The sequence below is a fragment of the Streptomonospora mangrovi genome, from assembly GCF_027604915.1.
Classification (GTDB): Bacteria; Actinomycetota; Actinomycetes; order Streptosporangiales; family Streptosporangiaceae; genus Streptomonospora; species Streptomonospora mangrovi.
In genome coordinates this window covers 1-23,577 of the sequence record NZ_JAJAQC010000025.1, presented here as the reverse complement: position 1 = coordinate 23,577, position 23,577 = coordinate 1, and the positions used below count along the sequence as shown (strand labels likewise).

16 protein-coding genes are annotated in these 23,577 nt (G+C 77.1%); 9 read left to right on the top strand and 7 right to left on the bottom strand.

From position 1 onward, the window contains the following. Positions 1-59: 59 nt before the first annotated feature. Positions 60-1,205 carry a 3-oxoacyl-ACP synthase III family protein gene (locus LG943_RS15155; RefSeq protein ID WP_270072932.1) on the top strand — a complete coding sequence of 382 codons (1,146 nt, stop codon included), beginning with the start codon at positions 60-62 and terminating at the stop codon, positions 1,203-1,205. A gap of 117 nt (positions 1,206-1,322) precedes the next feature. Then, positions 1,323-1,967, top strand: a complete 645-nt coding sequence (locus LG943_RS15150) for a GNAT family N-acetyltransferase (protein WP_270072931.1) — start codon at positions 1,323-1,325, stop codon at positions 1,965-1,967. A 1,183-nt stretch (positions 1,968-3,150) separates the two neighbouring features. Here the strand turns inward: LG943_RS15150 and LG943_RS15145 are convergent. Genes LG943_RS15145 through LG943_RS15120 form a run of 6 tightly spaced genes read right to left on the bottom strand, consistent with a single transcriptional unit; the run spans position 3,151 to position 8,537 of the window. Beyond that, positions 3,151-4,032 carry a hypothetical protein gene (locus LG943_RS15145; protein WP_270072930.1) on the bottom strand — a complete coding sequence of 294 codons (882 nt, stop codon included), beginning with the start codon at positions 4,030-4,032 and terminating at the stop codon, positions 3,151-3,153. A 32-nt stretch (positions 4,033-4,064) separates the two neighbouring features. After that, a complete protein-coding gene (locus tag LG943_RS15140; RefSeq protein WP_270072929.1) occupies positions 4,065-5,228 on the bottom strand; it encodes an ACP S-malonyltransferase in 1,164 nt (387 codons plus the stop codon). A 16-nt stretch (positions 5,229-5,244) separates the two neighbouring features. Next, positions 5,245-6,102, bottom strand: a complete 858-nt coding sequence (locus LG943_RS15135) for an SDR family NAD(P)-dependent oxidoreductase (RefSeq protein WP_270072928.1) — start codon at positions 6,100-6,102, stop codon at positions 5,245-5,247. Next, the gene (locus LG943_RS15130; protein WP_270072927.1) at positions 6,092-7,297 is read right to left on the bottom strand and encodes an aminotransferase class V-fold PLP-dependent enzyme; all 1,206 of its coding nucleotides are present in this window, start codon (positions 7,295-7,297) and stop codon (positions 6,092-6,094) included. Before LG943_RS15130 ends, LG943_RS15135 begins: the two co-directional genes overlap by 11 nt. Then, on the bottom strand, positions 7,294-8,304 hold the full coding sequence (locus LG943_RS15125; RefSeq protein WP_270072926.1) for a TauD/TfdA family dioxygenase: 1,011 nt from the start codon (positions 8,302-8,304) through the stop codon (positions 7,294-7,296). The genes LG943_RS15130 and LG943_RS15125 overlap by 4 nt, the downstream gene beginning before the upstream one ends. Further along, positions 8,304-8,537: a phosphopantetheine-binding protein gene (locus LG943_RS15120; protein ID WP_270073007.1), complete on the bottom strand. Its 234-nt coding sequence runs from the start codon at positions 8,535-8,537 to the stop codon at positions 8,304-8,306. The genes LG943_RS15125 and LG943_RS15120 overlap by 1 nt, the downstream gene beginning before the upstream one ends. A 402-nt stretch (positions 8,538-8,939) precedes the next feature. Here LG943_RS15120 and LG943_RS15115 point away from each other — a divergent pair, with 402 nt between their 5' ends. The 7 genes from LG943_RS15115 to LG943_RS15085 all read left to right on the top strand — a co-directional run bounded on the left by LG943_RS15115 (position 8,940) and on the right by LG943_RS15085 (position 22,385). Further along, complete coding sequence (locus tag LG943_RS15115) at positions 8,940-10,103, top strand: sensor histidine kinase (protein WP_270072925.1); 1,164 nt, start codon at positions 8,940-8,942, stop codon at positions 10,101-10,103. Further along, complete coding sequence (locus tag LG943_RS15110; protein ID WP_270072924.1) at positions 10,100-10,735, top strand: response regulator; 636 nt, start codon at positions 10,100-10,102, stop codon at positions 10,733-10,735. Before LG943_RS15115 ends, LG943_RS15110 begins: the two co-directional genes overlap by 4 nt. Then, complete coding sequence (locus LG943_RS15105; RefSeq protein WP_270072923.1) at positions 10,732-10,962, top strand: hypothetical protein; 231 nt, start codon at positions 10,732-10,734, stop codon at positions 10,960-10,962. The genes LG943_RS15110 and LG943_RS15105 overlap by 4 nt, the downstream gene beginning before the upstream one ends. 19 nt (positions 10,963-10,981) lie before the next feature. Next, positions 10,982-11,695, top strand: a complete 714-nt coding sequence (locus LG943_RS15100) for a helix-turn-helix transcriptional regulator (protein WP_270072922.1) — start codon at positions 10,982-10,984, stop codon at positions 11,693-11,695. Further along, a complete protein-coding gene (locus LG943_RS15095) occupies positions 11,692-18,987 on the top strand; it encodes a polyketide synthase (RefSeq protein WP_270072921.1) in 7,296 nt (2,431 codons plus the stop codon). The genes LG943_RS15100 and LG943_RS15095 overlap by 4 nt, the downstream gene beginning before the upstream one ends. Then, a complete protein-coding gene (locus LG943_RS15090) occupies positions 18,980-21,607 on the top strand; it encodes a type I polyketide synthase (RefSeq protein ID WP_270072920.1) in 2,628 nt (875 codons plus the stop codon). Before LG943_RS15095 ends, LG943_RS15090 begins: the two co-directional genes overlap by 8 nt. Positions 21,608-21,740: 133 nt before the next feature. Then, positions 21,741-22,385: a response regulator gene (locus tag LG943_RS15085; RefSeq protein ID WP_270072919.1), complete on the top strand. Its 645-nt coding sequence runs from the start codon at positions 21,741-21,743 to the stop codon at positions 22,383-22,385. Between the two features lie 46 nt (positions 22,386-22,431). Here the strand turns inward: LG943_RS15085 and LG943_RS15080 are convergent, their stop codons facing one another. Next, positions 22,432-23,154, bottom strand: a complete 723-nt coding sequence (locus LG943_RS15080) for a DUF998 domain-containing protein (RefSeq protein ID WP_270072918.1) — start codon at positions 23,152-23,154, stop codon at positions 22,432-22,434. Positions 23,155-23,577 lie beyond the last annotated feature (423 nt).

Sequence of the window (23,577 nt, the reverse complement as noted above, 5' to 3'; positions counted from 1 at the left end):
CGCCGCCACCTCGACCCCGCCTCCGGGAGGACACCCCGGCACACACCGTGGAGGACACCGTGAACGACACCCACCGGCCGCCGGCGCAGGCCAGCGCCCCGTTCCGGGGAGGGCTGGGGCTGCCGGTCGGCATCGCCGGCACCGGCGTGCACATCCCCGACCAGGTCGTGACCAACGCCGACCTGGTCGCCCACCTGGACACCTCCGACGCCTGGATCCGCGAGCGCACCGGCATCCGCGAGCGCCGCTTCCTGCGCCAGGGCGAGACGACCTCCGACATGTGCGTGGCCGCCGCCGAGGCGGCCCTGGCCGACGCCGGTGTCGGCGCGGCCGCGCTGGACGCGGTCATCGTCTCGACCTTCACCCATGACCAGCCGCTGCCCTCCACGGCGCTGATGGTCAAGGACCGCATCGGCGCGCACCGCGCCATCCCCCTCGACCTCAACCAGGCCGCCTGCGCGGGCGGGGTCTACGGCATGTGGCTGGCCGCCCACCTGCTCCAGAACATGGAGCTGGACAGCGTGCTGGTGATCGGCGCGGAGGCGCTGTCGCGGTGCACCGACCCCCAGGACCGCGCCACCCGGGTGTTCTTCGGCGACGCCGCCGGCGCGGTGGTGCTGCGCCGCACCCGCCCCGGCCACGGGATCCTCGCCTGGCACGCCGACTCGCGGCTGTCCCACGCGGTGGAGATCCCCGCCGGGGGCTCGCGCCGGCCCGCCTCGGCCGAGACGGTCGCCGACCGCGCGCACTTCCTCAAGATGGACGGGCGCGTGGTGTGGAAGGAGGCCACCGAGCACCTGCCCGCGAGCGTGGAGGAGGTGGTGGCCGCCGCCGGGGTCCGGGTGGCCGACGTCGACCGGTTCGTCTTCCACCAGGCCAACCTCAACATCGTGCGGGAGGCGATGCTCGCCCTGGGCCAGCCCATGGACAAGGCGGCGGTCAGCGTGGACCGCCTGGGCAACACGGGCGCGGCCACCGTCTTCGTCGGCCTGCACGAGTCGCTGGCGCAGGGCCGCGTGCGCTCGGGCGACCTGGTGGTCGTCTCGGCGATCGGCGCCGGGTTCCTGTGGGGCTCGCTGTGCATCCGCCACTGGGCGGGCGCGGGCGCGAGCGCCGACGAGGGCGCGGAGGCGAGTGCTGAGGCGGGCGCGGAGGCGAGTGCTGAGGCGGGCGCGGCCGACGGCGCGTCGGGCGCGGAGGGCTGACCCCGGCGCGGACCCACCGCCTACCCGGCGGCCACCGCTCCCTCCCCCGGCCACTTCACGTACCGGCGCCCGCGCGGGTGCCGGACCCACCGACCACACCCCCACAGGAGGATGCACATGGACGGGCACCTGGTGACGCTGCGGCCGCCCACCGAGGCCGACTTCGAGCTGATCAGCGAGTGGATGCGGCCGGGCCGCACCGCCGCCCTGGCGGGCGGCGGCTCGGAACTGGCGTCGGCGGACCTGATCCGGCGCCGCGCCGAGATCAGCGGGGAGTCGATCCTCATGGTGCACACCAAGGCCGCCGTGGGCCGCCCCATCGGCTTCATCCGCTGGCAGACCCGCAAGTACGCGGGCCACTACGAGATCGGCGGCGCGGTGGGCGACGCGGGATTCTGGGACAGCGGCTGCGGCGCCGAGGCGACGTCGCTGGTGCTGGAGCACCTGTTCCACGCCCGCAACGCCCACCGGGTGCAGTTCGTGGTGGGCCTGTACAACCGGCGCACCGTGAAGATGCTGCTCAACTCCGGGATCGTCGTGGAGGGCCTGCTGCGCGACTACTTCTTCCTCGACGGGGAGTACCACGACGCCGTCGTGGCCTCGGTGCTGCGGGACGAGTTCTACCGGCTGGACGCCTGGGGTCCGATCCCCGACGCCATCCCCCGAGAGGAGAAGGAGGAGGCGGTCGCGGCCTTCCGCGAGGCCATGCGCGAACGCTGGTCGGGCGAGATGTTCAAGAAACTCGTGGAGCGCGAGCGCTGAACGCCCTGATCAAAGAAAACGGCAGCAGGACAACGACGGCGGCGGAGGTCGAGGCGGGCGGACATCGGCCCGCGTGTCGGGGCTCGGGCGTGCGACGGGGCGGCGACGGCGGCAGGCGGCCCGGGCGGCGGAGATCGGACCGCGCCTCGGTAGTCCGGGCATGCGACGAGGCACCGACGGCGGCAGGTGGCAGGGCGCGCGATCACCGGACCGCGCCTCGGGGGCTCGGGCATGCGACAAGGCGCCGAGGGCAGCGCGTGGCCGGGCAGGGCGGGACCGGCTCGGCTTGGCGACGGCCCTCACCTTGCGCGAGACCGGAGCGACCGCCTCGTTCGCAAACCAGGACAAGGCGGGCACCACCCCTCTGCAATCTCACATGGTGAGAAGAAAACAGCCTTTTTCATCGCGAGATCCCTCTACCGTTCGCCATTCCGGCGGGTAGGGCGCATACATCGCTCGCCCAAACAGGCATCGCGGACAAAAGGGTGTGGCACACACTCCCGGCATCTCATTATGTGGTCACCGAGGCGCCCGCGTGACCCCGGAGGGCCGCTGGAGCTGGCCTGCGTGGCGACAAAAGGGGCAAGGCGCGACAAAGGACCGTCTTGTATACCGTAGACATGCGAGTTTTGATCCGCCGCCCCAACCGGAGCCACTTCTAACGGTCGGCACCGCCGAACGCCGCCCCCGGCCCCCGCCCGCCGTCGCCGCCCCCGTCGCGACCCCGGCCATCCGCCCCGCGAACCGATGGCCGCACGCCCGAACCCCCGCCCCGCCTCGGCGCCCCGTCGCGGCCTCGGCCATCCGCCATGAGGACCGCTGGTCGCGGCCCCGGACCCGCACCTCACCTCGGCGCCCCGTCGCGACCCGAGCCGACCGCCGTCTGGATCGATGGTCGCGGCCCAGGCCCCCACCTGCCTTCGCTGCCCTCGTCGCCACCCCGGCCATCCGCCATGAGGACCGCTGGTCGCCGACCCGAACCCGCACCTCACCTCGGCGCCCCGTCGCGACCCGAGCCGACCGCCGTGAGGACCGCTGGTCGCGGCCCAGGCCCCCACCTGCCTTCGCTGCCCCCGTCGCCACCCCGGCCATCCGCCCCGAGCACCGACGACCGCACGCCCGGGGACCCCCATCCCACCTCGGTGCCTCGGCGCCCTCACCTCGGTGCCCCGCCTCTCGCGCCTCAACTGCGGGCCGGGACGGCGTCCTCCGGGGTGACCGTGCGCACTGTCGGGAAGTGGCCCTGGGACAGCCGGTCGAACAGGTTGCTGGGGCCGGGGACCCAGACCTCGGTCACGCCTCGTCGGCGCATGGCCGCCACGGCGTCGGGCCAGCGCACCGGGCGGACGAAGCCGTCGGCGACCAGGGCCGCGACCTCCTCCGCCGTCTCCAGCACCGCGCCGTCCTGGTCGGACACCCACGGGATGCGGGGGTCGGCCGGTCCGGCGGCGGCCAGCAGAGCGCGCGCCTCCTCGCGCAGGGCGCCGAAGGCGCGGCAGTGCACGGGCGGGCGCATGGAGTACAGCGGCACCCCGCCCGCCGCGCGGACCGCGTCCTCCAGCAACCCGACATGGCCACAGGCCAGGGTGATGGCGTAGAACCCGCCGCCCAGCAGGCACGACAGGTCGTACCACACCTCGGCGTCGTCCAGGTCGGCCAGCACCCGGCGCAGCTCGTCGGGGGGCGTGCGGAAGAAGAAGTGGGTGACCAGGTCGCGCTCCTCGGCCGCGAAGTAGGCGGCCTCGCGCCGGGCGAGTTCGGCGGTCAGCCGGACCAGGTCGGGGTAGGCCAGCACCCCGGTGAACGCCATCGCCGCCATCTGGCCGAAGCTGGGACCGGCGCACAGCGACGGCGACAGGCCGTGCAGCTCCACCGCGCGGTCGGCCAGGGCCAGGCAGTTGACGACGAACGCGACCCGGCTCGACTCGTCGTAGTCGGTGTCCACGTCGCGGAACCGCTCGACCAGCCGGTAGCCCAGGGCGTCGTCGGCCTCGGCCGCGCGGCGGCGGGCGTGCGGGTCGCGCTCCATGAACGCGCCCACCGCGCGGTGGTTGGATGGCGCCATGCCCGGGAAGACGACCGCCGATGCCCCGCCGCTCACCGCCGCGCCCCCTCGGCGGCGGTGGCGGCCGCACCCGTCGCGCCCGCCGCACCTGTAGCACCGGCCCCACCGGCCGCCGCGCCGGGCGCGGGCGCCCCGGCGGCCCCCGGGGCGCCGGCCTCGGACGCGGCGGCCCCGGCCCCCGCCCCCCTCTCGGCCCCACTCCCGGCCACGGCCCCGGCCTCGGGCAGGTCGCCCGCGCCCAGGTAGGCGGTGACCTCGAAGTCCACGTCGGTGAAGCGCAGCGACTTCAGCACGAAGTGGCCCGGCCCGATCACCGTCACCCGCCGCACCCCCCACTCGGCCATGGCGCGCACGCCCCGCTCCCAGTGGACGGTGCGGCTGTACTGGCGGATGAAGGAGTCGGTGACCTCGGCTGCGGTGCGCAGCGGGCGGCCGGTCAGGTTGCACACCAGCGGGACGTCGGGGTCGCGCGGCGGGTCCAGGTAGCGCCACTCCGCCGCGAAGCGCCGCTCGACCTCGTGCAGCACCGGCAGCGGGCTGTGGGCGGGCGGGCCGTGCGGGATCACCACGCCCACGCCGCCGCAGGCGGGCGCGTGGGCGTTCATCACCCGCAGCGCCGCCAGGTCGCCGGTGAGGATGAGCTGGTCGGCGGCGGTGTAGGCGCAGGGGCTGAGCACCAGGCCCTTCTCGCGCTCGGCGCGCATCAGCTCCTCGAAGCGGGCCAGGTCCACGCCGTAGTAGAACGCCACGCCCAGCCCGTGCCCGGCGAAGACCTCGTCCTCGATGACGGGCATCAGGTGGGTCATGCGCACGGCGTCGCGGAAGGTCATGTGGCCGCTGAGGTGCCCGGCCACGATCGAGCCGAGGCTGAGCCCGGCGATGTAGTCGGGGCGGTCGCCCCCGGCGACGGTCGTCTCGTGGATGGCGGCGGCGATGGCCAGGGACGCCGGGCGCACCACGCGGCCGCTGTTGATGGCGGCGGGGTCCGCGCCGAAGAACGCGGCGGCCAGGTCGCTGCCCAGGATCTCGGACGCCTCGGCGAACCTGCGGCGTACCAGCGGCTGGGCGTCGTAGAGGTCGCGGTAGTCGCCGGGCTGCACGACGACCTGGGGGTTGAGCAGGACGGCGCTCTTGGCGGCGCCGCCGGGCTCGGGGGTGGCGGGGGTGGCGGGGGTGTGCACGGTCGGCTCTCCCATCGGGGGCGGTGCGCGGTCAGGCGGTGAGCCCGCCGTCCACGACGAGGGTGTGCCCGGTGATGTAGGCGGCCTCGTCGGAGGCGAGGAACGCGACGGCGGCGGCGATCTCCTCGGGGCGGGCCAGGCGCTCCAGGGCCACCCGCCCCACGATCTCCTTCAGCGAGGCGTCGTCGATGCGGGCCACCATGCCGGTGTCGGCGGTGTAGCCGGGGGCCACGGCGTTGACCCGGACGCGGTGGCGGGCGTACTCGCGGCTGAGCGCGCGGGTCATGCCGAGGATCCCGGCCTTGCTGGCGGCGTACCCGCTCAGGCCGGCGATGCCGGTGATCCCGGCGATGGAGGCGACGTTGACGATCGCGCCGCGCCCGCTCATCAGCAGGTAGGCCGACGCCGCCTTGATGCAGTGCAGGGTGCCCATGAGGTTGGTGCGCACGGGCGCGGCCCACTCCTCGACCGGGCCGGTGGGCAGCACGGCGGCGGCGTCGCCCACCCCGGCGTTGTTGACCAGGACGTCGACGCGGCGGTGGGCGCGCACCACCCCGGCGACGGCGGCGGTCACCGCCGCGTAGTCGGCGACGTCGAACCGGCAGGGGGTGGCGGGTTCGCCGCCCAGGGCGGTGCAGCGCGCGGCGGTCTCCTCGGCGCCCCGCTCGTCGGCGTGGTAGCCCACGACCACGCGCGCGCCCCGGCGGGCCAGGGCCTCGCAGACCGCGCGGCCGATCCCGCGCGAGCCGCCGGTGACCACCGCGACGCGCCCGCCCATGCCGGGGCCGGTGGAGCCGGCGGGGTCCACCTGGCCCGACGAGCCGGCGGGGCCGGCGGCGGTGCCCGCCGCGCCGGCGGGCCGGGGCCGGTTCTCCTCCTCAGCCGGCATCGGCGGCCACCTCCTTCAGCGCGCCCGCGAACGCGGCCACGTCCTCGCCGGTGGTGTAGCCGGCCACGCCCGCGCGCAGCGCGGCGGGCAGCCCGGGGGCGGCCGCCGCCATGGGGCCGGGGGCGTAGAAGCGGCCGTGGGTGAGGCTGACCCCGCGCGCGGCGAACGCCTCGGCCGCCTCGGCGGCCGGCACCCCGGGCAGGTAGAAGACCTCCACGGGCACGCGGTCGCCGCCCGCCGGGCTCACCCGGCGCACGCCGGGCGCGGTCTCCAGCACCTGGGCCAGCTCGCCCGCCAGCGCGGCCTCGCGCTCGGCGACGGCGGCCCGGTCCCAGCCCAGCAGCACCTCCGCCGCCACGGCCGTGCCCAGCAACTGCTCGAAGGCGAGCGTGCCCAACTCCAGGCGGCCGGGCAGGTCGTCGCCCGCCGGGGCCGGCTGCTCGGCCAGGCGCAGCGGCTCGGCCGCCTCGTCGCCGATCCACAGCACCCCGGCGTGGGGGCCGTAGAACTTGTAGGCCGAGGCGACCACGGCGTCGGCGCCCCACGCGGCGGCGTCGACCGGGCGGTGCGGCACCGCCTGCACGGCGTCGACGTAGACGCGGGCGCCCACGCGGTGGGCGGCGGCGCAGATCGCGGCGACGTCGGGGGCCGAGCCCAGCGCGTTGGACGCCGCGCTGACGGCCACCCAGCGGGTGCGCCCGGTCAGCACCTCGGCGACCGCGTCGGCGGGCAGGGTCCCCTCGACCAGCCGGGCGGTGCGCACGGTCGCGCCGCGCCGGCGCGCCATGGCCCGCCAGGGCGCCACGTTGGCCTCGTGGTCCAGTTCGGTGCACACGATCTCGTCGCCGGGGCGCACGTGCTCGCCGGCGGCGCGCACGAACAGCGCCGTGAGCGTGGTCATGTTGGGGCCGAAGACGACGTGGCCGCCGGGCGCGCCCAGCAGCCGCCGCACCGCCGCGCGCGCCCAGTCGGCCAGGGCGTCGGAGTGGCGGCCGGCGGGGTAGGCGCCGCCGTCGTTGGAGACCATGGGGCCGGCCAGGTAGCCGGCGACCGCGTCGGCCACGGCCGCGTGGACCAGGGTGCCGGCGGGGCCGTCGAAGCGGGCCTGGCCGGCGCGCCGCCCGGGGAACTGGGCGGTGAGGGGGGCGGCGAGGTAGTCCGCCAGCGGGCGCGGCAGCAGGTCGTCGGCCCTCATCGCGGCGCCCGGGGTCCGGTGGCGCGCTGGCCGAACCCGCTCTCCCGCGCCTCGGCCTCGGGCCGGGGCCGGTCCAGGCGGACGATGGCGCGCTTGAGCCAGCGGTCGGTGCCGTCGTAGCGGGGGCGGAAGGGCTTGCGCCCGTGCACCGCCACGTCGTTGTCGATGAGGATGATGTCGCCCGCCTGGAGCGGTACCTCCTCCTCGTTGATCTCCAGCCCCTTCTCCAGGGCGGTGTAGGCGTCGGTGAACTCCGGGTCGTCGGGCAGCCGGCTGTAGGCCGGGTCGAACCGCAGGCACGGTCCGTCGGGCGCGGCCCACACCGTGGCGATGCCGGGGGCGGCGAGCGCGGTCCAGGAGCCGGCGCCCTCGGGCGGGCGGTAGGAGTCGTCGGGGGTGATCACCACGCGGGGTTGCGCCAGTTGGGCGCGCTGGGCGTCGCTGAGGCCGACCCGGCGCACGCTGGAGACCAGGCTGCCCACGCCGTCGGGGTTGCGCAGCGCGGCGAGCAGCAGCAGGTGGGGGCGCATCGGGTGGAACGCGTCCTCGGTGTGGCGGGTGAGCGTGGTGGTGCTGCTCGCGCCCACCTGCGCCTTCTCCTGACCGGGGATGGGCAGGATGTTGTGCACCAGTCGGCCGCCCTGCTGGTTGGCCCAGCCGTAGAGGTCGCCCAGGGCGGCGGCCACGAGCGCCAGCCCCAGGTCGAGCGCGTTGGCCTCCTCGCCCTGGGGGCCGCTCCAGTGCGGCGGGGTGGGGCCCAGGGCGCCGAAGGCGTCGAGCAGGCCGGTGACGACCCGGTAGCCGCGCTCGCGGTCGGGGCGGGGCAGGGCCGCGGCGAGGTCGCCGGCCAGGGGGTGGGGCGGGCCGGCGGCGACGTCCTCGGGGGACCGCCCGGCGGCCGCCAGGTCGCGGGCGGCGCGGGCCAGGCGGGCGGCCAGGCCGGGGTCGGCGGGGTGGGGGGTCAGCGGCGCGCCGGCCGGTGCGGGCGCGCCGGTGTGCTCGGACATCAGTCGCCCTCGCCGACGGGCTCGGGCGCGGCCGGGCGCGCCGCGCTGTCGGCGTCGAGGGTCGCGACGATCCGGTCGAGGGTGCGGAAGGAGTCGGTGTTGGTGGAGGCGATGTCCAGCCCGTAGCGCTCGTGCAGCTCCGAGATGAAACGGAGCGTGTCCATGGAATCCAGTCCGAAGCGTGAACTGAGGCCGAACAAGGGCTCGTCCGCGGCGACCTCTTCGGGGCGCACGTCGAGCTGGTAGACCTGGACAAATAGCTTTTGAATATCCTTGATCACGGTTCACCTATTCCGCCGCGGCGGCGGCCAAAGAAGTCACGCATTGCAACCATGCATTGCCGGGATGCGGAAAACTCCTCCAACGTAGGAGCGCGTTATCGAGGGGGTCAACGAGGATGTCCTGAACCGGACACGGCCGGCCGCCCTTGTATTTCCCCTGCTAGGCTGCATCGCATGCCACCGATGAGAATGCCTTTACCTGCGCGGAAATGGCTCGCCCGCGGTCGCGTAAACTCCGGCGTACATAGAAGTATGTACGCCGTCTCCTTTTAAAGAAGGATGTCCGCGGCAGCGGAGGGTGATGCAATGGTCCGCATGGTGTGGCAGGTACTGAGAAAGCGCGACGCAAAAGCCGTGGCAATAGCCGTCGCGGTCTTCTCCGCAGGGTTCGTGCTGCTCCATTCCGGCGCCTACGCCTCGCGCGACGCCTCGACGGCGTGGGCCACCACCGAGTACGGCTACCCGGCGCCGCTGCTGGTCGGCACGCTGGCGCTGGTGTGCGTGGGGGTGTCCCTGCGCTACCGGGCGCCGCTGCTGGGCCTGGCCATCGGCACGGTCGGGTTCGTCAGCGACATCGTCATCGGCGCGTCGCTGGCGACCATCCTCATCTACACCGACAACATCTACGCCGCCTGCACCTACGGCCCGCGCTCGACCTGGCGGCTGATGCTCATGGTGACCACCACCATGAGCATCGTCATGGGCGGCGTGGTGTTCGCGATGCAGCGCCACCTGGCCGGCAGCATCATCCTCATGGCCGTGATCGCGGCCGTGCTGGTCAGCCCGGTGGTGACCGCGGCGGTGGTGCGCCAGACCCGCGACCGCGCCGAGGACGCCCGCCTGCGCGCCGAGCAGACCGCGCGGCTGGCCGAGCTGGACCGGCGCAACGCCGTGGCCACCGAGCGCACCCGCATGGCGCGCGAGCTGCACGACTCGGTCGCGACCCGGCTGAGCATCATCGTGCTCCAGTCCACCGCGCTGCTGGCGCGCGACGACCTCGACGCCGAGACCCGGCGCCGGCTGCTCACCACCATCCGCGAGGACAGCACCCAGGGCCTGGCCGAGCTGCGCGGCATGATCGACGTCCTGCGCGACGAGCGCGACGAGGAGCCGGTGGCGGTGCCCCGGCGCATGGGCGACATCCACGACCTCGCCGAGAGCCTGGGCGAGGAGGCCACCCTCCACGTGGAGGGTGAGCCCCGCCCGCTGCCGCCGGCCGTGGAGCTGGCCGCGTTCCGCATCGTGCAGGAGTCGGTGACCAACGCGCTCAAGCACAGCGGCGGCCCCGCGCACGTCCGCGTCACCTACCGGGAGGACGAGATCGAGCTGACGATCGAGAACGCGATGACCGGCAGCGCGGTGTCGCGGCTGCCCAGCGGCAGCCTGGGCCTGACGGGGATGCGCGAGCGCGCCGAGGTGCTGGGCGGCGCCTTCAGCGCCGGTCCCGTGCCCGGGTCCGGCGACTGGCGGGTGCGCGCCGTGCTCCCGGCCAAGGCGGCCACGGAGGCGGTGCTGTGATCCGCGTGGTGATCGCCGACGACCAGGTCGCCGTGCGGACGGGGCTGTCCCTGATCCTCGACGGCGCGCCCGACATCGAGGTGGTGGCCGAGGCCGGCGACGGCAACGAGGCCGTGGCGCTGGCCCGCGACCTGCGGCCCGACGTGCTGGTGATGGACATCCGCATGCCGCGCAAGGACGGCATCACCGCCACCCGGGAACTGGCCGGGGTCACCGACGTGCTGATCATGACGACGTTCGACCTCGACGAGTACGTGTTCGGCGCCCTGCACGCCGGGGCCGCCGGGTTCCTGCTCAAGAGCGCCGACAGCGACGCCCTCCTCCAGGCGGTGCGCACGGTCGCCCGCGGCGAGGGCATGATCTCGCCCTCGGTGACCCGGCGGCTCATCCGCTCCTTTGCCGAGCGGGCGCCCGCCCGCCAGGAGGAGCACCGCCTGGACTCCCTGACCCGGCGCGAGCGCGAGGTGCTGCGGTGCATCGGGGAGGGGCTGTCCAACTACGAGATCTCCGAGCGGCTGGAGATGGCCGACGCCACGGCCAAGACCCACGTCAGCCGCATCCTGTCCAAGCTCGGGCTGCGCAGCCGCGTGCAGGCGGCCATCCTCGCCCAGGAACACGAGCACGAACTGTGACCCCCGCCGACCGCGCGGCCGCCGCACCGGCCGCGCCCGACCGCTCCCCCGAGGGCGCCGTGCGGGCGCCCGGCCCCCGCGCCCGCACCGCCACCCCCCGCCGCGCACGCGTGAACCGCGCCGCGCCGCGGGATCGCCGGGCGGCACCGGAGACCCCGGCCCGCCACCCCCACCACCGCCTGCTCATCGGCGGCACGGCCTGGAACACGGTGCCGCACCACCCCTAGAGCACACGAGGTACCCCCCATGCGCAGAACCGCGTCTACGCACCCCACCTGGCGGGCCACCACCCCCTCCCAGCCCGCCTACGGCGAACTGCTGAGGTTCGCCTCGACCTTCACCAAGGACTTCTCGGCGATCGTGCCCTGGCAGTGGGTCACCGGGCTGGTGATGGCCACCGCGCGCGGCGACCGCCGGGCGGCCCCGGACGGCCCCGCCTCCTGCCGCATCGCCTGCGTGGGCGGCGGCAACGGGGCCTCGGCGCCCGCGTGGCCGCCCGCCACCGAGGTCCGCCAGCTCGCGGCCTCCCCCATCTGGCTGGCCATCGGCGACCGCCGCGCCGCCTTCATCGCGCCGGCGTCGGGGCACCACCGCGGCCGGGCGTGGATCACCACCGACTCCGACGACGTGCGCACCGCCAAGGGGTTCTTCGAACTCGCCTGGTGCGGCGCCCGGCGCGGCTCGCCCGCCCGGCCCACCGAGCGCCGCTCGGCCGTGCTGCTGTGCCTGGCCCGGGGGCTCACCGACGCCGCGATCGCCAAGCGCCTCAACGTCACCGACCGCACGGTGCGCCGCGAGATCAGTTCGCTGATGCGTGACACCGGCTCCACCACCCGCTTCCAGTTGGGCCTGCGCACCGCGCTGGGCGGTGTGGGGCTGCCCTCGCTGGCCCTGCCGCCGGGCCCGGCCGACGCGCCGGCCGACGCACCCGCCCACGACGGCCAGGAGGTGTCGGCGTGAGCCCCCAGGCCGGTGCGGTCGACCCGCTGGACCGTCTGCCCGCGCTGGAACTGCACCGCATCTTCGAGCACCGCGCGGCCGCCGCGCCCGAGGCCGTCGCCGTGGTGCACGGCCCGCGCTCGGTGACCTACCGCGAGCTGGACCGGCACGCCGACGCCGTGGCCGCGCGGCTGCGCGCGGCCGGCGCCGGCCCCGGGAGCCTGGTGGGGATCCGCACCGGGCGCGGCCCGGCGATGATCGCCTCCATGGTCGCCGTGCTCAAGACCGGCGCGGCCTATGTGCCCGTGGACCCCGGCGACCCCGAGGAGCGGTTCGGCCACATCGCCGCCGAGGCCGGCATGGGCGTGCTGGTCACCGACGACCCCGAGGCCGCCGCGCCCGGCGGCCGGCCGCTGCGCCTGGTGCGGCCCGACGCCGATCCGACGGACGCCGCCGCCCCCGCGCCGGCGGCGCCCGCCGACCCCGACGCCCCCGCCTACGTGCTGTTCACCTCGGGCTCCACCGGCGCGCCCAAGGGGGCGGCCATGACCCACCGGGCGCTGGCCAACCTGCTGAACTGGCACGACCGCACCCGGCCGGGCACCTGCGCGCTGCCCACGCTCCAGTTCTGCGCGGTCAGCTTCGACTTCTCCGTGCACGAGATCTTCTCGACGCTGTGCTTCGGCGGCACCCTGGTGGTCGCCGACGACGCGGTGCGGCGCGACCCGTTCGCCCTGGTCCGCTTCGTGGCCGAGCACCCCGTGGAGCGGCTGTTCCTGCCGGTCACCCCGCTCACCCGGTTCGCCGAGGCGTTTGGCGAGCGCCCGCTGGAGCTGGCCGTGCGCGAGGTCGTCACCACCGGCGAGCGGCTGCGGATCACCCCGGCGCTGCGGGAGCTGTTCACCCGCACCGGCGCGCGCCTGCACAACCACTACGGCGCCACGGAGTTCCAGGACGCCGCCGTGCACACCCTGGAGCCGCCGGCGGCGGCGTGGCCGGCCGACGTGCCGGCCGGGCGGCCCATCGACAACGTCGCCGTCCACGTGCTGGACGCCGACCTGCGCCCGGTGCCCGACGGGCGCGAGGGCGAGCTGTACATCGGCGGCGCCGGGGTGTCGCCGGGCTACGTCAACCGGCCCGACCTCACCCGCGAGCGGTTCGTCACCGGGCCGGGCGGCACGGGCCGCCTGTACCGCACCGGCGACCTCGCGCGCGTCGGCCCCGGCGGCGTGCTGGAGATCCTGGGCCGCGCCGACGACCAGATCAAGGTCAACGGCGTGCGCGTGGAGCCGGGCGAGGTCGAGGCCGCGCTGCTGGAGCACCCCGACGTGGCCGAGGCGGCGGTCGCCGCGCGCGGCCCCGCCGGGCGCGAACGGCTCGTGGCCTACGTGGTGCCGCGCGCCGGCGCGGACGGGGACCTGGCGCGGCGGCTGCACCGGCACACCGCCGAGCGGCTGCCCCGCGCGCTGCGGCCCACGGGGTATGAGGAGCTGGCGGCGCTGCCGCTGACCTCCAGCGGCAAGAAGGACCGGCGCCGGCTGCCCGAGCCCACCGCGCGGGAGCGACTGCTGGACACCGCCGCGCTGCCGCCCGCCTCCGAGGCCGAGCGGGTGCTGGCCGGGCTGTGGCGGGAGATTCTGGACCTCGACGAGGTCGGGGTGGAGGACAACCTGTTCGACGCCGGGGGGACCTCGGCGCACGTGGTGGAGCTGCGCCGGGCGGTCGCCGAGCGGCTGGGGGTGGAGCTGTCGGTGGTCGACGTCTTCCGCACCCCCACGATCCGCGCGCTGGCCCGCCGCGTCAGCGGCGGCGGCACGCCGGCGGCGGCCGGCGGGCCGCGTCCCCACGGCGCGGCGCCCGGCGCGGACGCGGGCGGCACCGCCGGCGGGGACGCCGTGGCGGTCATCGGGATGGCGCTGCGCTTCCCCGGCGCGTCCGGCCCCGAGGAGTTCTGGGCCAACCTGGTCGCCGGAACCGAGTCGGTCACCCGGTTCGCCGAGGGCGAACTCGACCAGCCCGACCCCGACCTCGCCGGGCACCCCGACTACGTGCCGGCCGCGCCGGTGATCCCCGGCGTGGAGCTGTTCGACGCCGCGTTCTTCGGGATCGGCGCGCGCGAGGCCGCCACCATGGACCCCCAGCAGCGGCTGCTCCTCCAGTGCGCGTGGGAGGCGTGCGAGAACGCCGGGTACGTGCCCGGCGCCGGCTCCTCGGCCGCCGTGGGGGTGTTCGCGGGCTCGGCCATGAGCACCTACCTGCTCAACAACGTCGCGCCCGCCGAGGGGTTCCCCGCGCGCGGCCCGTTGACCGAGGCCGACCTGCGCCAGTTCCAGTTGAAGCTGGGCAACGACCGCAGCTACCTGGCCACCCGCGTGTCCTACAAGCTCGGCCTGACCGGGCCGAGCGTGAACGTGCAGACCGCGTGCTCGACCTCGCTGGTGGCCGTGCACCAGGCGTGCCGCAGCCTGGCCGCCGGCGAGTGCGACGCCGCGCTGGCCGGCGGGGTGTCCGTCCCGGTGCCCCAGGCCACCGGCTACCTCTACGAGGACGGCATGATCCGCTCCCGCGACGGGCACTGCCGCCCCTTCGACGCCGCCGCCCAGGGCACCCTGTTCGGCAGCGGCTGCGGGGTGGTGCTGCTCAAGCGGCTGGCCGACGCGATCGCCGACGGCGACCACATCCACGCCGTCATCCGGGGCTCGGCGGTCAACAACGACGGCGCCGACAAGGTCGGGTTCACCGCGCCCAGCGTCGAGCGCCAGGCCGAGGTCGTGGAGCGGGCGCTGCGCGCGGCGCGCGTGGACCCCGCCACGGTCGGCTACGTCGAGGCCCACGGCACCGGCACCCAGGTGGGCGACCCCATCGAGATCGCCGCGCTGACCGAGGCGTTCGCGCGGGCCGGCGGCCGCCCCGAGGGCGCCGGGCGGTGCGCGGTGGGGTCGGTGAAGTCCAACATCGGGCACCTGGACGAGGCCGCCGGGATCGCCGGGTTCATCAAGGCCGTGCTGGCGCTGCGCCACGGCACGGTCCCGCCCACCCTGCACCTGGAGCGGACCAACCCGGCGATCGACTTCGCCTCAAGCCCCTTTTACGTCAACACCGAGGTGTTGGACTGGCCCGCCGGCGCCGTCCCGCGCCGGGCCGGGGTCAGCTCGTTCGGCATGGGCGGCACCAACTGCCACGTGGTGCTGGAGGAGGCGCCCCCGCCGCCCGCGCGCCCCGCCGCCGGCGCGGACGCCGGACCGCAGGTGCTGCCGCTGAGCGCCCGCACCCCCGACGCGCTGGCCGACCTGGCGCGGCGCCACGCCGACCACCTGGCCGCGCGGCCCGGCACCGACCTCGCCGACGCGGCGGCCACCGCCGCCACCGGGCGCCGCCACTTCGAGCACCGGCTGGCCGTGGTCGCCGGTACGCCCGCCGAGGCCGCCGAGCGGCTGCGCCGCGCGGCCGACGCCGCCGGCGCCGCGCCCGCCCCGCCCGGCGCCACCGCGTTCCTCTTCGGCGGGCAGGGCTCGCACTACGCCGGGATGGGTCGGGAGTTGCACGCGAGCCTGCCCGCCTTCCGCGCGGCCCTGGAGGAGTGCGCCGCGCTGATGGACCCGCACCTGCCCGAACCGCTGCTGGACGTCCTCTTCGCCGAGGGCGACCGGCTCACCGACACCGGGTGGGCCCAGCCGGCGGTGTTCGCCGTGGAGTACGCCCTGGCCCGCGCCTGGGCGGCGCTGGGGATGGAGCCCGACGCGGTGCTGGGCCACAGCCTCGGCGAGTACACCGCCGCCTGCGTGGCGGGGGTGTTCCCGCTCGCCGACGCCGCGCGGCTGGTCACCGCCCGCGCCCGGCTGATGGCGGCGCTGCCGCGCGGGCGCATGGCGGCGGTACTGGCCGGTGAGGACGTGGTGGCGCCGCTGGTGGCCGCCGAGGGCGGCGCGGTGGCCGTGGCCGCCCTCAACGGGGCGCGCTCCACCGTGGTGTCGGGGCCGCCGGCGGCCGTGGAGCGCGTGTGCGCGGCCCTGCGCGAGCGCGGCGTGCGCCAGTCGCCGCTGGCGGTCTCCCACGCCTTCCACTCCCCCATGATGGAGCCGATGCTGGCGGAGTTCGCCGAGGCCGCCGCCACGGTCGCCTACTCCGCGCCGCGCCTGCCGATCGTCTCCAACGTCACCGGCGAGCGCGTCGGCGCCGAGATCGCCACCCCCGAGTACTGGGTGCGCCACACCCGCGAGCCGGTGCGCTTCGCCGCCGGGCTGGCCGCGCTGCGGCGGCTGGGCTGCGCCTGCTATGTGGAGCTGTCGGGGCGGCCCAGCCTGCTGCCGCTGCTGGCCGCCGAGACCGGCGCCGAGGCGCCCGGCACGGAAGTACGCACGGCCAGCATGCACCCCCGGGGCGAGCGGGAGCGGTTCCTCGGCGCGGTCGCCGACCTCTACGGCGCCGGCCGCGACATCGACTGGTCGGCGCTGCACCCGCCGGGCACCCGCCGCCGCGTCGAACTGCCCACCTATCCCTGGCGGGCGGTGCGGCACTGGATCGACCCGCCGCCGCGCGGCGCCCGCACACCCGCCCCCGACCCCGCCGCCCACCCCCTGCTGGGCGCCCGGATCGACCTCGCCGGCAGCGACGAGGCGCGGTTCGAGGCGGTGGTGGGGCCGGGCACGCTGCCGTGGCTGGCCGACCACCGGGTGTTCGACACGGTGGTGCTGCCGGGCGTGGCGTTCATGGAGATCTCCCTGGCGGCGGCCGGCGCGCTCCTAGGTGACGGGCGCGGCCGGGAACTCGCCGACACCGTGATCCACCGCGCCATGGACTTCGCCGACGGCGCGCCGCGCACCGTGCAGACCCTCGTCGCCGCCGAGGAGGCGGGCACGCGGGCGCTGCGGGTGTACTCCCGCCCGGCCGGCGCCGCGCCGGGCACCCCCTGGACCCACCACTTCTCCACGCGGCTGCACACCCAGGGCGCCGGCGCCGCGCCCGCGCCCGAGGCCGGGGAGGCGTGGCCGGCCGCCGCAGCCGGGCCGGGCGCCGAGGCCGACCCGGAGGTGATCTACGCGGGCGAGCGCGCGCGCTCCATCGACCTGGGGCCCAGCTTCCACGCCACCCGCCGGCTGTGGCGCGCCGACCTGGCCGCGCGCTCCGAGATCGCCGCGCCCGAGGCCATCGGCGGCGAGACCGGGCGCTACCACGCCCACCCGGTGCTGCTGGAGGCGCTGTTCCTCGCCCTGACGGTGGCCTACCCCGCCGAGCACGGGCACCGCACCTACGTGCCGGCCGGTGTGGAGCGGCTGCGGGCGTGGGCGCCGCTGCGCGGGGAGGTCCGCTGCGCCGCGCGGATCCGCCCGGTGCCGGCGGGCGCCGAGGCGCCCGAGACCCTGCTGGGCGACGCCCGCCTGATGGCGCCCGACGGCCGCCTGCTGGTGGAGCTGACCGGGATCGTGCTCAAGCGGGCCGAGCGCCGCACCATGATCGGCTCGGCCGAGGAGCCCTGGCGGGCGTGGCTGCACCGCACGGTGTGGCGCCCGCTGCCCCTCACCCCCGACGGCGGCGCCCCCGGCACGCACTGGGTGGTGCTGGCCGACGCCGACCTGGGCGCCGGCCTGCGCGCAGCGGCCGGCGAGCGCGGCGCCCGCTGCACCGTGGTGACCGGCAGCCCCGCGCCCGACCCCGGCGCGCTCGCCGGCGCCGACCTGGTGGTCGACGCCCGGCCCGCCGCGCTCGCCGGAACCGCCGCCGGATCGCCCGAGGCGGCGGCCGAACACGCGGTGGCGGTGGCGGCGCTGGTGCGCGCGCTGGCACGCGCCCCCGGCCAGCCCCCGCCGCTGGTCCTGGTCACCCGGGGCGCCCACGCCGTGGACGCCGCGCCCGCGGCCGTCCCCGCCCAGGCGGCGGCGTGGGGCGTGCTGCGGGTGGCCGCCACCGAGCACGACGACCTCGCCCTGGGCGCCGTCGACCTCGACCCCGCCCTGGACACCGCCGACCAGCTCGCGCGGCTGGCCGCCGAACTCGCGGCGGCGGCCCGGGCGGGCGGCCCCGGCGAGCCGTGGACGGCGCTGCGCGGCGGCGCCCGCCACGCCGCCCGCCTGGTGGCCGCGCCGCCGGCGCGCACCGGCGCGGCACCGCGCGTGCGCGCCGTTGCCGCCTACCTGGTCACCGGCGGCCTGGGCGGGCTCGGCCTGCGCCTGGCCCGCTTCCTGGTGGAGCGCGGCGCCCGCCACCTCGTGCTGGTTGGACGCTCCGCACCCGGCGCGCAGGCGCGCGCGGCGCTGGCGGACCTGGCGGCGGCCGGCGCCCGCGTCGTGGTGCGCCGAGCCGACGTCGCCGACCCGCGCGCGGCGGCCGCGCTGCTGGCCGCCGTCGACGGCGACCCCGATCTGCCGCCGCTGGCGGGTGTCGCCCACCTGGCCGGCGTGCTCGACGACGGCGCCCTGACCGAGCTGACCCCCGAGCGGTTCCGGCGGGCGATGGCGCCCAAGGCGGCGGGCGCCTGGCACCTGGCCCGCCACCTGGGCGGACGCGACCTGGACTTCCTGGTGCTGTACTCGTCGGTGTCGGCGGTGCTGGGCACCCCGGGCCAGGCCAACTACGCCGCCGCCAACGCCTACCTGGACGCCCTGGCCGCGCGGCTGCGCGCCGAGGGCGTGCCCGCGCTGGCCGTCCAGTGGGGCTCCTGGGCGGGGGACGGGATGAGCGCGCGGGCCGAGGACACCGCCAAGGCCGCCCGCCACGGCGAGTACCCGATGGAGCCCGACGACGCGCTGGCGGCGCTGGCGCACCTGCTGGCCGCCCCGCCCGAGGACGCCGCCGTGGCGGTCCTGCGGGCGGACTGGGCCGTGCGCGCCGCCGCCGAGGGCGCGGTGCCCCGGCTGCTCAGCGAGCTGGCGCGGCCCCCGCGCGAGGAGCCCGGACCGGGCGGCGCACCGGTGTGGGACGTCGCCGCCGCGCCGCCCCGGGAGCGCCGGCGGCTGCTGGCCGACCACCTGCGGCGCGAGCTGTCGCTGGTGCTGGGCGTGGCCGAGGACATCGACCCCGCGCAGGGGTTCGTGTCGCTGGGCCTGGACTCGGTGGCCTCCATCGAGCTGCGCAACCGGGTCCAGCGCAAGCTGGGCCGCCGGCTCGACCTCACCCTGGCCTACGACCACCCCACGCTGGACGACCTCGCCGCCCACCTCGCCGAGGTCGTCGGCGCGGACGGACCCGCACCCGCCGTACCGGCCGCCTCCGCCGCCGGGGCGGACGCCCGCGCCGGAGCCGCAGGGGCCGGCGGGGGCGACGCCGCGCGGCGGCTCGCCGCCAAGCTGGGGGTTGGGCTGGGCTGCGATGACTGAGCCCATGGACTCCTACGACGCCCTGTTCGAGCGGTCGCTGGCCCGCATCGAGGAACTGGAGGCCGAGGTCGCCGCCCTGCGCCGGAGCCGCGAACCCGTGGCCGTGGTCGGCATGGGCTGCCGCTTCCCCGGCGCCGAGGACCCCCGCGCGTTCTGGCGGCTGCTGGAGCGCGGCCGCGACGCCACCGGCGAGGTCCCCGCCGACCGGTGGGACCCCCGCGCCCTGGCCGAGCGCGGGGTGCGCGCCCCCGCGCGCGGCGGGTTCGTCGGCGGCCTGGCCGACTTCGACGCCGAGTTCTTCCAGATCGCCCCGCGCGAGGCGGCGCGCGTGGACCCCCAGCACCGGCTGCTGCTGGAGGTCGCCTGGGAGGCGGTGGAGAGCGCCGGGCGCGCGCCGACCGACCTGCCCGCGCGCACCGGCGTCTACGTCGGGATCGGCAACAGCGACTACCGCGAGGCCGCCGCCGCCCAGGGGGCGGGCGCGGTGGACGAGTACTTCGCCAGCGGAGCCACCGCCAGCACCGCCAGCGGCCGGCTGTCCTATTTCCTCGGCCTCTGCGGGCCGAGCCTGTCGGTGGACACCGCGTGCTCCTCCTCGGCGGTGGCCGTGCACCTGGCGGTGGGCGCGCTGCGCACCGGGGAGTGCGACCTGGCCCTGGCCGGCGGGGTGAACCGCATCATCACCCCGCACGAGCACGCCGGCCTCACCGCCGCCGGCATGCTCGCCCCCGACGGGCGGTGCAAGCCGTTCGACGCCGCCGCCGACGGCTACGGCCGCGCCGAGGGCTGCGGGGTGCTGGTGCTCAAGCGGCTGGCCGACGCCCGCCGCGACGGCGACCCCGTGCTGGGGGTGGTGCTGGGCTCGGCCGTGGCCCAGGACGGCCGCCGGGCCGGGCTGACGGTGCCGCACGGCGCCGGCCAGCGGGCGGTCATCCGCGCCGCGCTGGCCGACGCCGGGGTGGCGCCCGACGCGGTGGGCTACGTGGAGGCCCAGGCCACCGGCACCGCGCTGGGCGACCGGATCGAGGCGGCGGCGCTGTCGGCGGTGTTCGCCGGGCGCGCGGAGCCGCTGCCGGTGGGCTCGGCCAAGGCCAACGTCGGGCACATGGAGGCCGCCGCCGGGGTCGGCGGGCTGATCAAGGTGCTGCTGGCGATGCGCGCGGGCACGCTGCCGGGCACCCCCACCTTCCGCACCCCCGACCCGCACATCGCCTGGGACGACGCGCCCTGGCGGGTGTGCGCCACGTCCCGGCCCTGGCCGGCCGGCCCGCGCGTGGCGGGGGTCGACTCCTTCGGGTTCGGCGGCACCAACTGCCACATCGTGCTGGGCGAGGCGCCGCCGGCGCCCGCGCCCGCGCCGAAGCACCCCGACCGGCCGTGCCACGTGCTGGCGCTGTCGGCCAAGAGCGCGGCGGCCCTGCGCGACCTGGCGCGGCGCCACCTGCGCGAACTGCAGACCGCCGAGGATCCCTCGCCCCTGGGCGACCTCTGCCACACGGCCGCCACCGGCCGCGCCCACTTCGCGCACCGGCTGTGCCTGCCGGCCGCCGACCACGCCGAACTGGCCGGCCGGCTGGCCGACTGGCTCGACGGCGGCGCCGGCGAGCACGGGGTCGTGCGGCGGTCGGCGGCGCCGACGGCCGTCGCCCGCTTCACCGGCGCCATCCCCTACCCGGGGGCCGGCGGCGAACTCCTCGCCACCAGCCCCACGTTCGCCGCCGCCGTGGCGCGGTGCGCCCAGGCGTGGACCGAGGCGGGCGGCGCGCCGGTGGCCCCGGCCGACCTCGCCGGCGGCGCGGCCCCGCCGGGCGGCCCCGCGCTCGCGGAGTTCGCGCAGTTCGCCGTGGAGTACGGCCTGTGGGAGCTGTGGCGCTCCTGGGGAGTGCCGCTGGCGGCGGGCGCAGGCCGCGGCGCGGGCCGTTGGGCCGCCGCCTGCGCGGCGGGCGACCTGGACGTGCCCGGGGTGGCCGCCGCGCTGCTGGCCGGCGCCGCGCCGCCCGACTCCCCCACCGCGCCCGCCGAGGGCGCCGAGGACGCCGTGGTCGTGGAGGTCGGCCCGGCCGAGGCGCCGCCCGGCGCACCGGCCCACACCGGCGCGCCGGCCGTCCTGGCGGGGATCGGCCCCGGCGGCGAGTGGCGGAGCCTGCTGGCGGCGCTGGCCGCCCTCTACGTGCGCGGGGTCGGGCTGGACTGGCACGCGGTGCAGGCCGACCACCGGGCGCACCGCCGCCCGGCCGCGCTGCCGACCTACCCCTTCCAGCGCACCCGCCACTGGTTCGCGCCGCGCCCACCGGCCCCCGGCGGCGCCGCGCCGCCCGCAGCGCGGCCCCCGGCACCGCCCCCGGCCGCCTCCCCCGCCGGCGCCGGCCCCGCCCGCGCCGCCTCGCTGGCCGAGACCGCCGAGGCCCTGGCGCGCGAGACGCTGCGCGCCGCCCGGCCGATCGGCCCCCACGACGACCTGCTCGACCTGGGCATGGACTCGCTCATGGCGGCGGAGTTCCGCGAGCGCCTGCAAGAGGCGTCCGGGCGCCGCCTGCCCCTCACCCTCGTACAGGACCATCCGACCCTCGCCGGGCTGCTGGCGGCGGTCGAGGAGCAGGACGCCACCGGGGACCCGTGAGGCCGCGGCGGCCCGACGGCCGCCGCCGGGCCGCGCGGCGCCCCTACCCCCGGCGTCCGCGCGGCCGCCCGTCGAGGGGCGCGCCGCGCCCCGGCCCTGCCCGCTCTCGCACACCTGCCGGATGGAGACACCCATGACGATCCGAGTGGTCCTGACCGACGACGAAGCGGCCGTCAGAACCGGGTTCGCACTCATACTCGACCACTACGCCCAGGACATCGAGGTGGTCGGCAGCGCCGTCGACGGTGCCGAGGCCGTGGCGATGGCACGGGAGCTGCGGCCCGACGTGGTGCTGATGGACGTGCGCATGCCCCGCATGGACGGCATCTCCGCCACGCGCCGCATCTGCGACCTGACCAAGGTGCTCATGCTGACCAACTTCGCCCACGACGAGTACGTGTTCGGCGCGCTGCGCGCCGGCTGCCACGGGTTCCTGCTCAAGGACGTCGAGCCCGAGCGCCTGGTGGAGTCCGTGCGCTCGGTTCACCGGGGCGAGGGCGTGCTCGCGCCGGTGGTGGCGACCAAGCTGATCCGGACGTTCTCGGCGCGGTCGATCTCGGTGGGCTGGGAGGCCGACGCGCTCACCCCGCGCGAGCAGCAGGTGCTGGCCTACCTGGGGCGCGGGATGTCCAACACCCAGATCGCCGCGCGCATGCGCGTGGCCCACACCACCGCCAAGACCCACGTCGCCCGGATCCTGAGCAAGCTCAACCTGCGCAGCCGGGTGCAGGCCGCGATCGTGGCCCAGGAACTGGGGCTGACCGACACGGTGTCGTGAGGGCGGCGGGGCCGCGCCCGGGGCGCGGCCCCGCTCGGCCGTCCCCTCAGCGCGCGGCCGCCGGCGGGCGCCACCGCAGCAGCGCCACCGCCAGCACCGCCGCCCACAGATGGCCCGGCCACAGCGCCAGGCGCTCGAACAGGCCGCTGAAGTGCTCGACGTCCACCCGGGCGGCGAACACGGCGGTGCCCGCAACGCACACCGCGCCCACGGCGATGGTGGACCAGCCCAGCAGCCGCCGGTGGCGGCGCAGCGCCACGCCGGTGGTGATGAGCGCGCACGGCTGGGCCACGAACACCGGCAGGGAGGCCACCGTGTGCGCCGCCGGCGCGCGGTCCAGCGGGAACACGCCGCTGCCGATGGCGCTCAGCCCGGCCAGAATCCACAGCGCCACCGCCGCCTTGGCGGCGCGGTCGCGCGGCAGCCGGGCGGCCAGCAGCGGCGCGCCCACCGCCAGGGCCAGGCCCAGCACGATGAACGCGGTGTTCATCACCGCGCTCCACGGCGAGCACACCGGCACCGGCCCGTGGGCGTACTCCACCCGCGTGCACGAGGTGGCGCCGAGGTCGCTGATGGCGTTGTCGAGGAAGGAGTAGGGCGCGGCGAAGCGGCCCGCCGTGACGGCCTCGGCCGCCAGGTAGAGCGGCTGGGCCAGCCACAGCAGCGCGCCCGCCGCCACGGCCGCCCCGCCGGGGCGGGGCAGGCGGCGGGCGGCGGTGCCGGTGCGGGCGGCTCCGGCGGGGTGCTCCCGGGGCGGGGGTGGGGCCATGCGCTGCTCCTCGGGGGGCCGGCGGCCCGGAAGGCCGGTGCGGGGCCGGCCGGCCGGGCGCGTGCGGGCCGCGTCGGGGGCGCGGCGGGGGCCGCCGGCGCGCCGGGGAGCGCCCCGTTCGCGATGGGTCGCGGCCGGACTACCCGCGACCGCGACCGCGAAACGCGGTGGACCGGTCGCAGTGGGTGACCGCGCAGGTCCGCGTGCGGGCCGGCGGCGGCGCGCGGAGGTTCGGCGGAGGACCCCGCGCGCGGCCCCGGCGGCGCGCGGAGACCTAGATCGTTGATGGGGGTTTCCTGAATCTCCTGCGGACATGGCGAAGGGCGTCGAGGATCGGTGTGTGACGACCAACCTTGACGCCCTTCTGACCGCACTCTACGTCCATCTGGACGACCACGTCCTGCCTTCGCGCGAACAACCCGT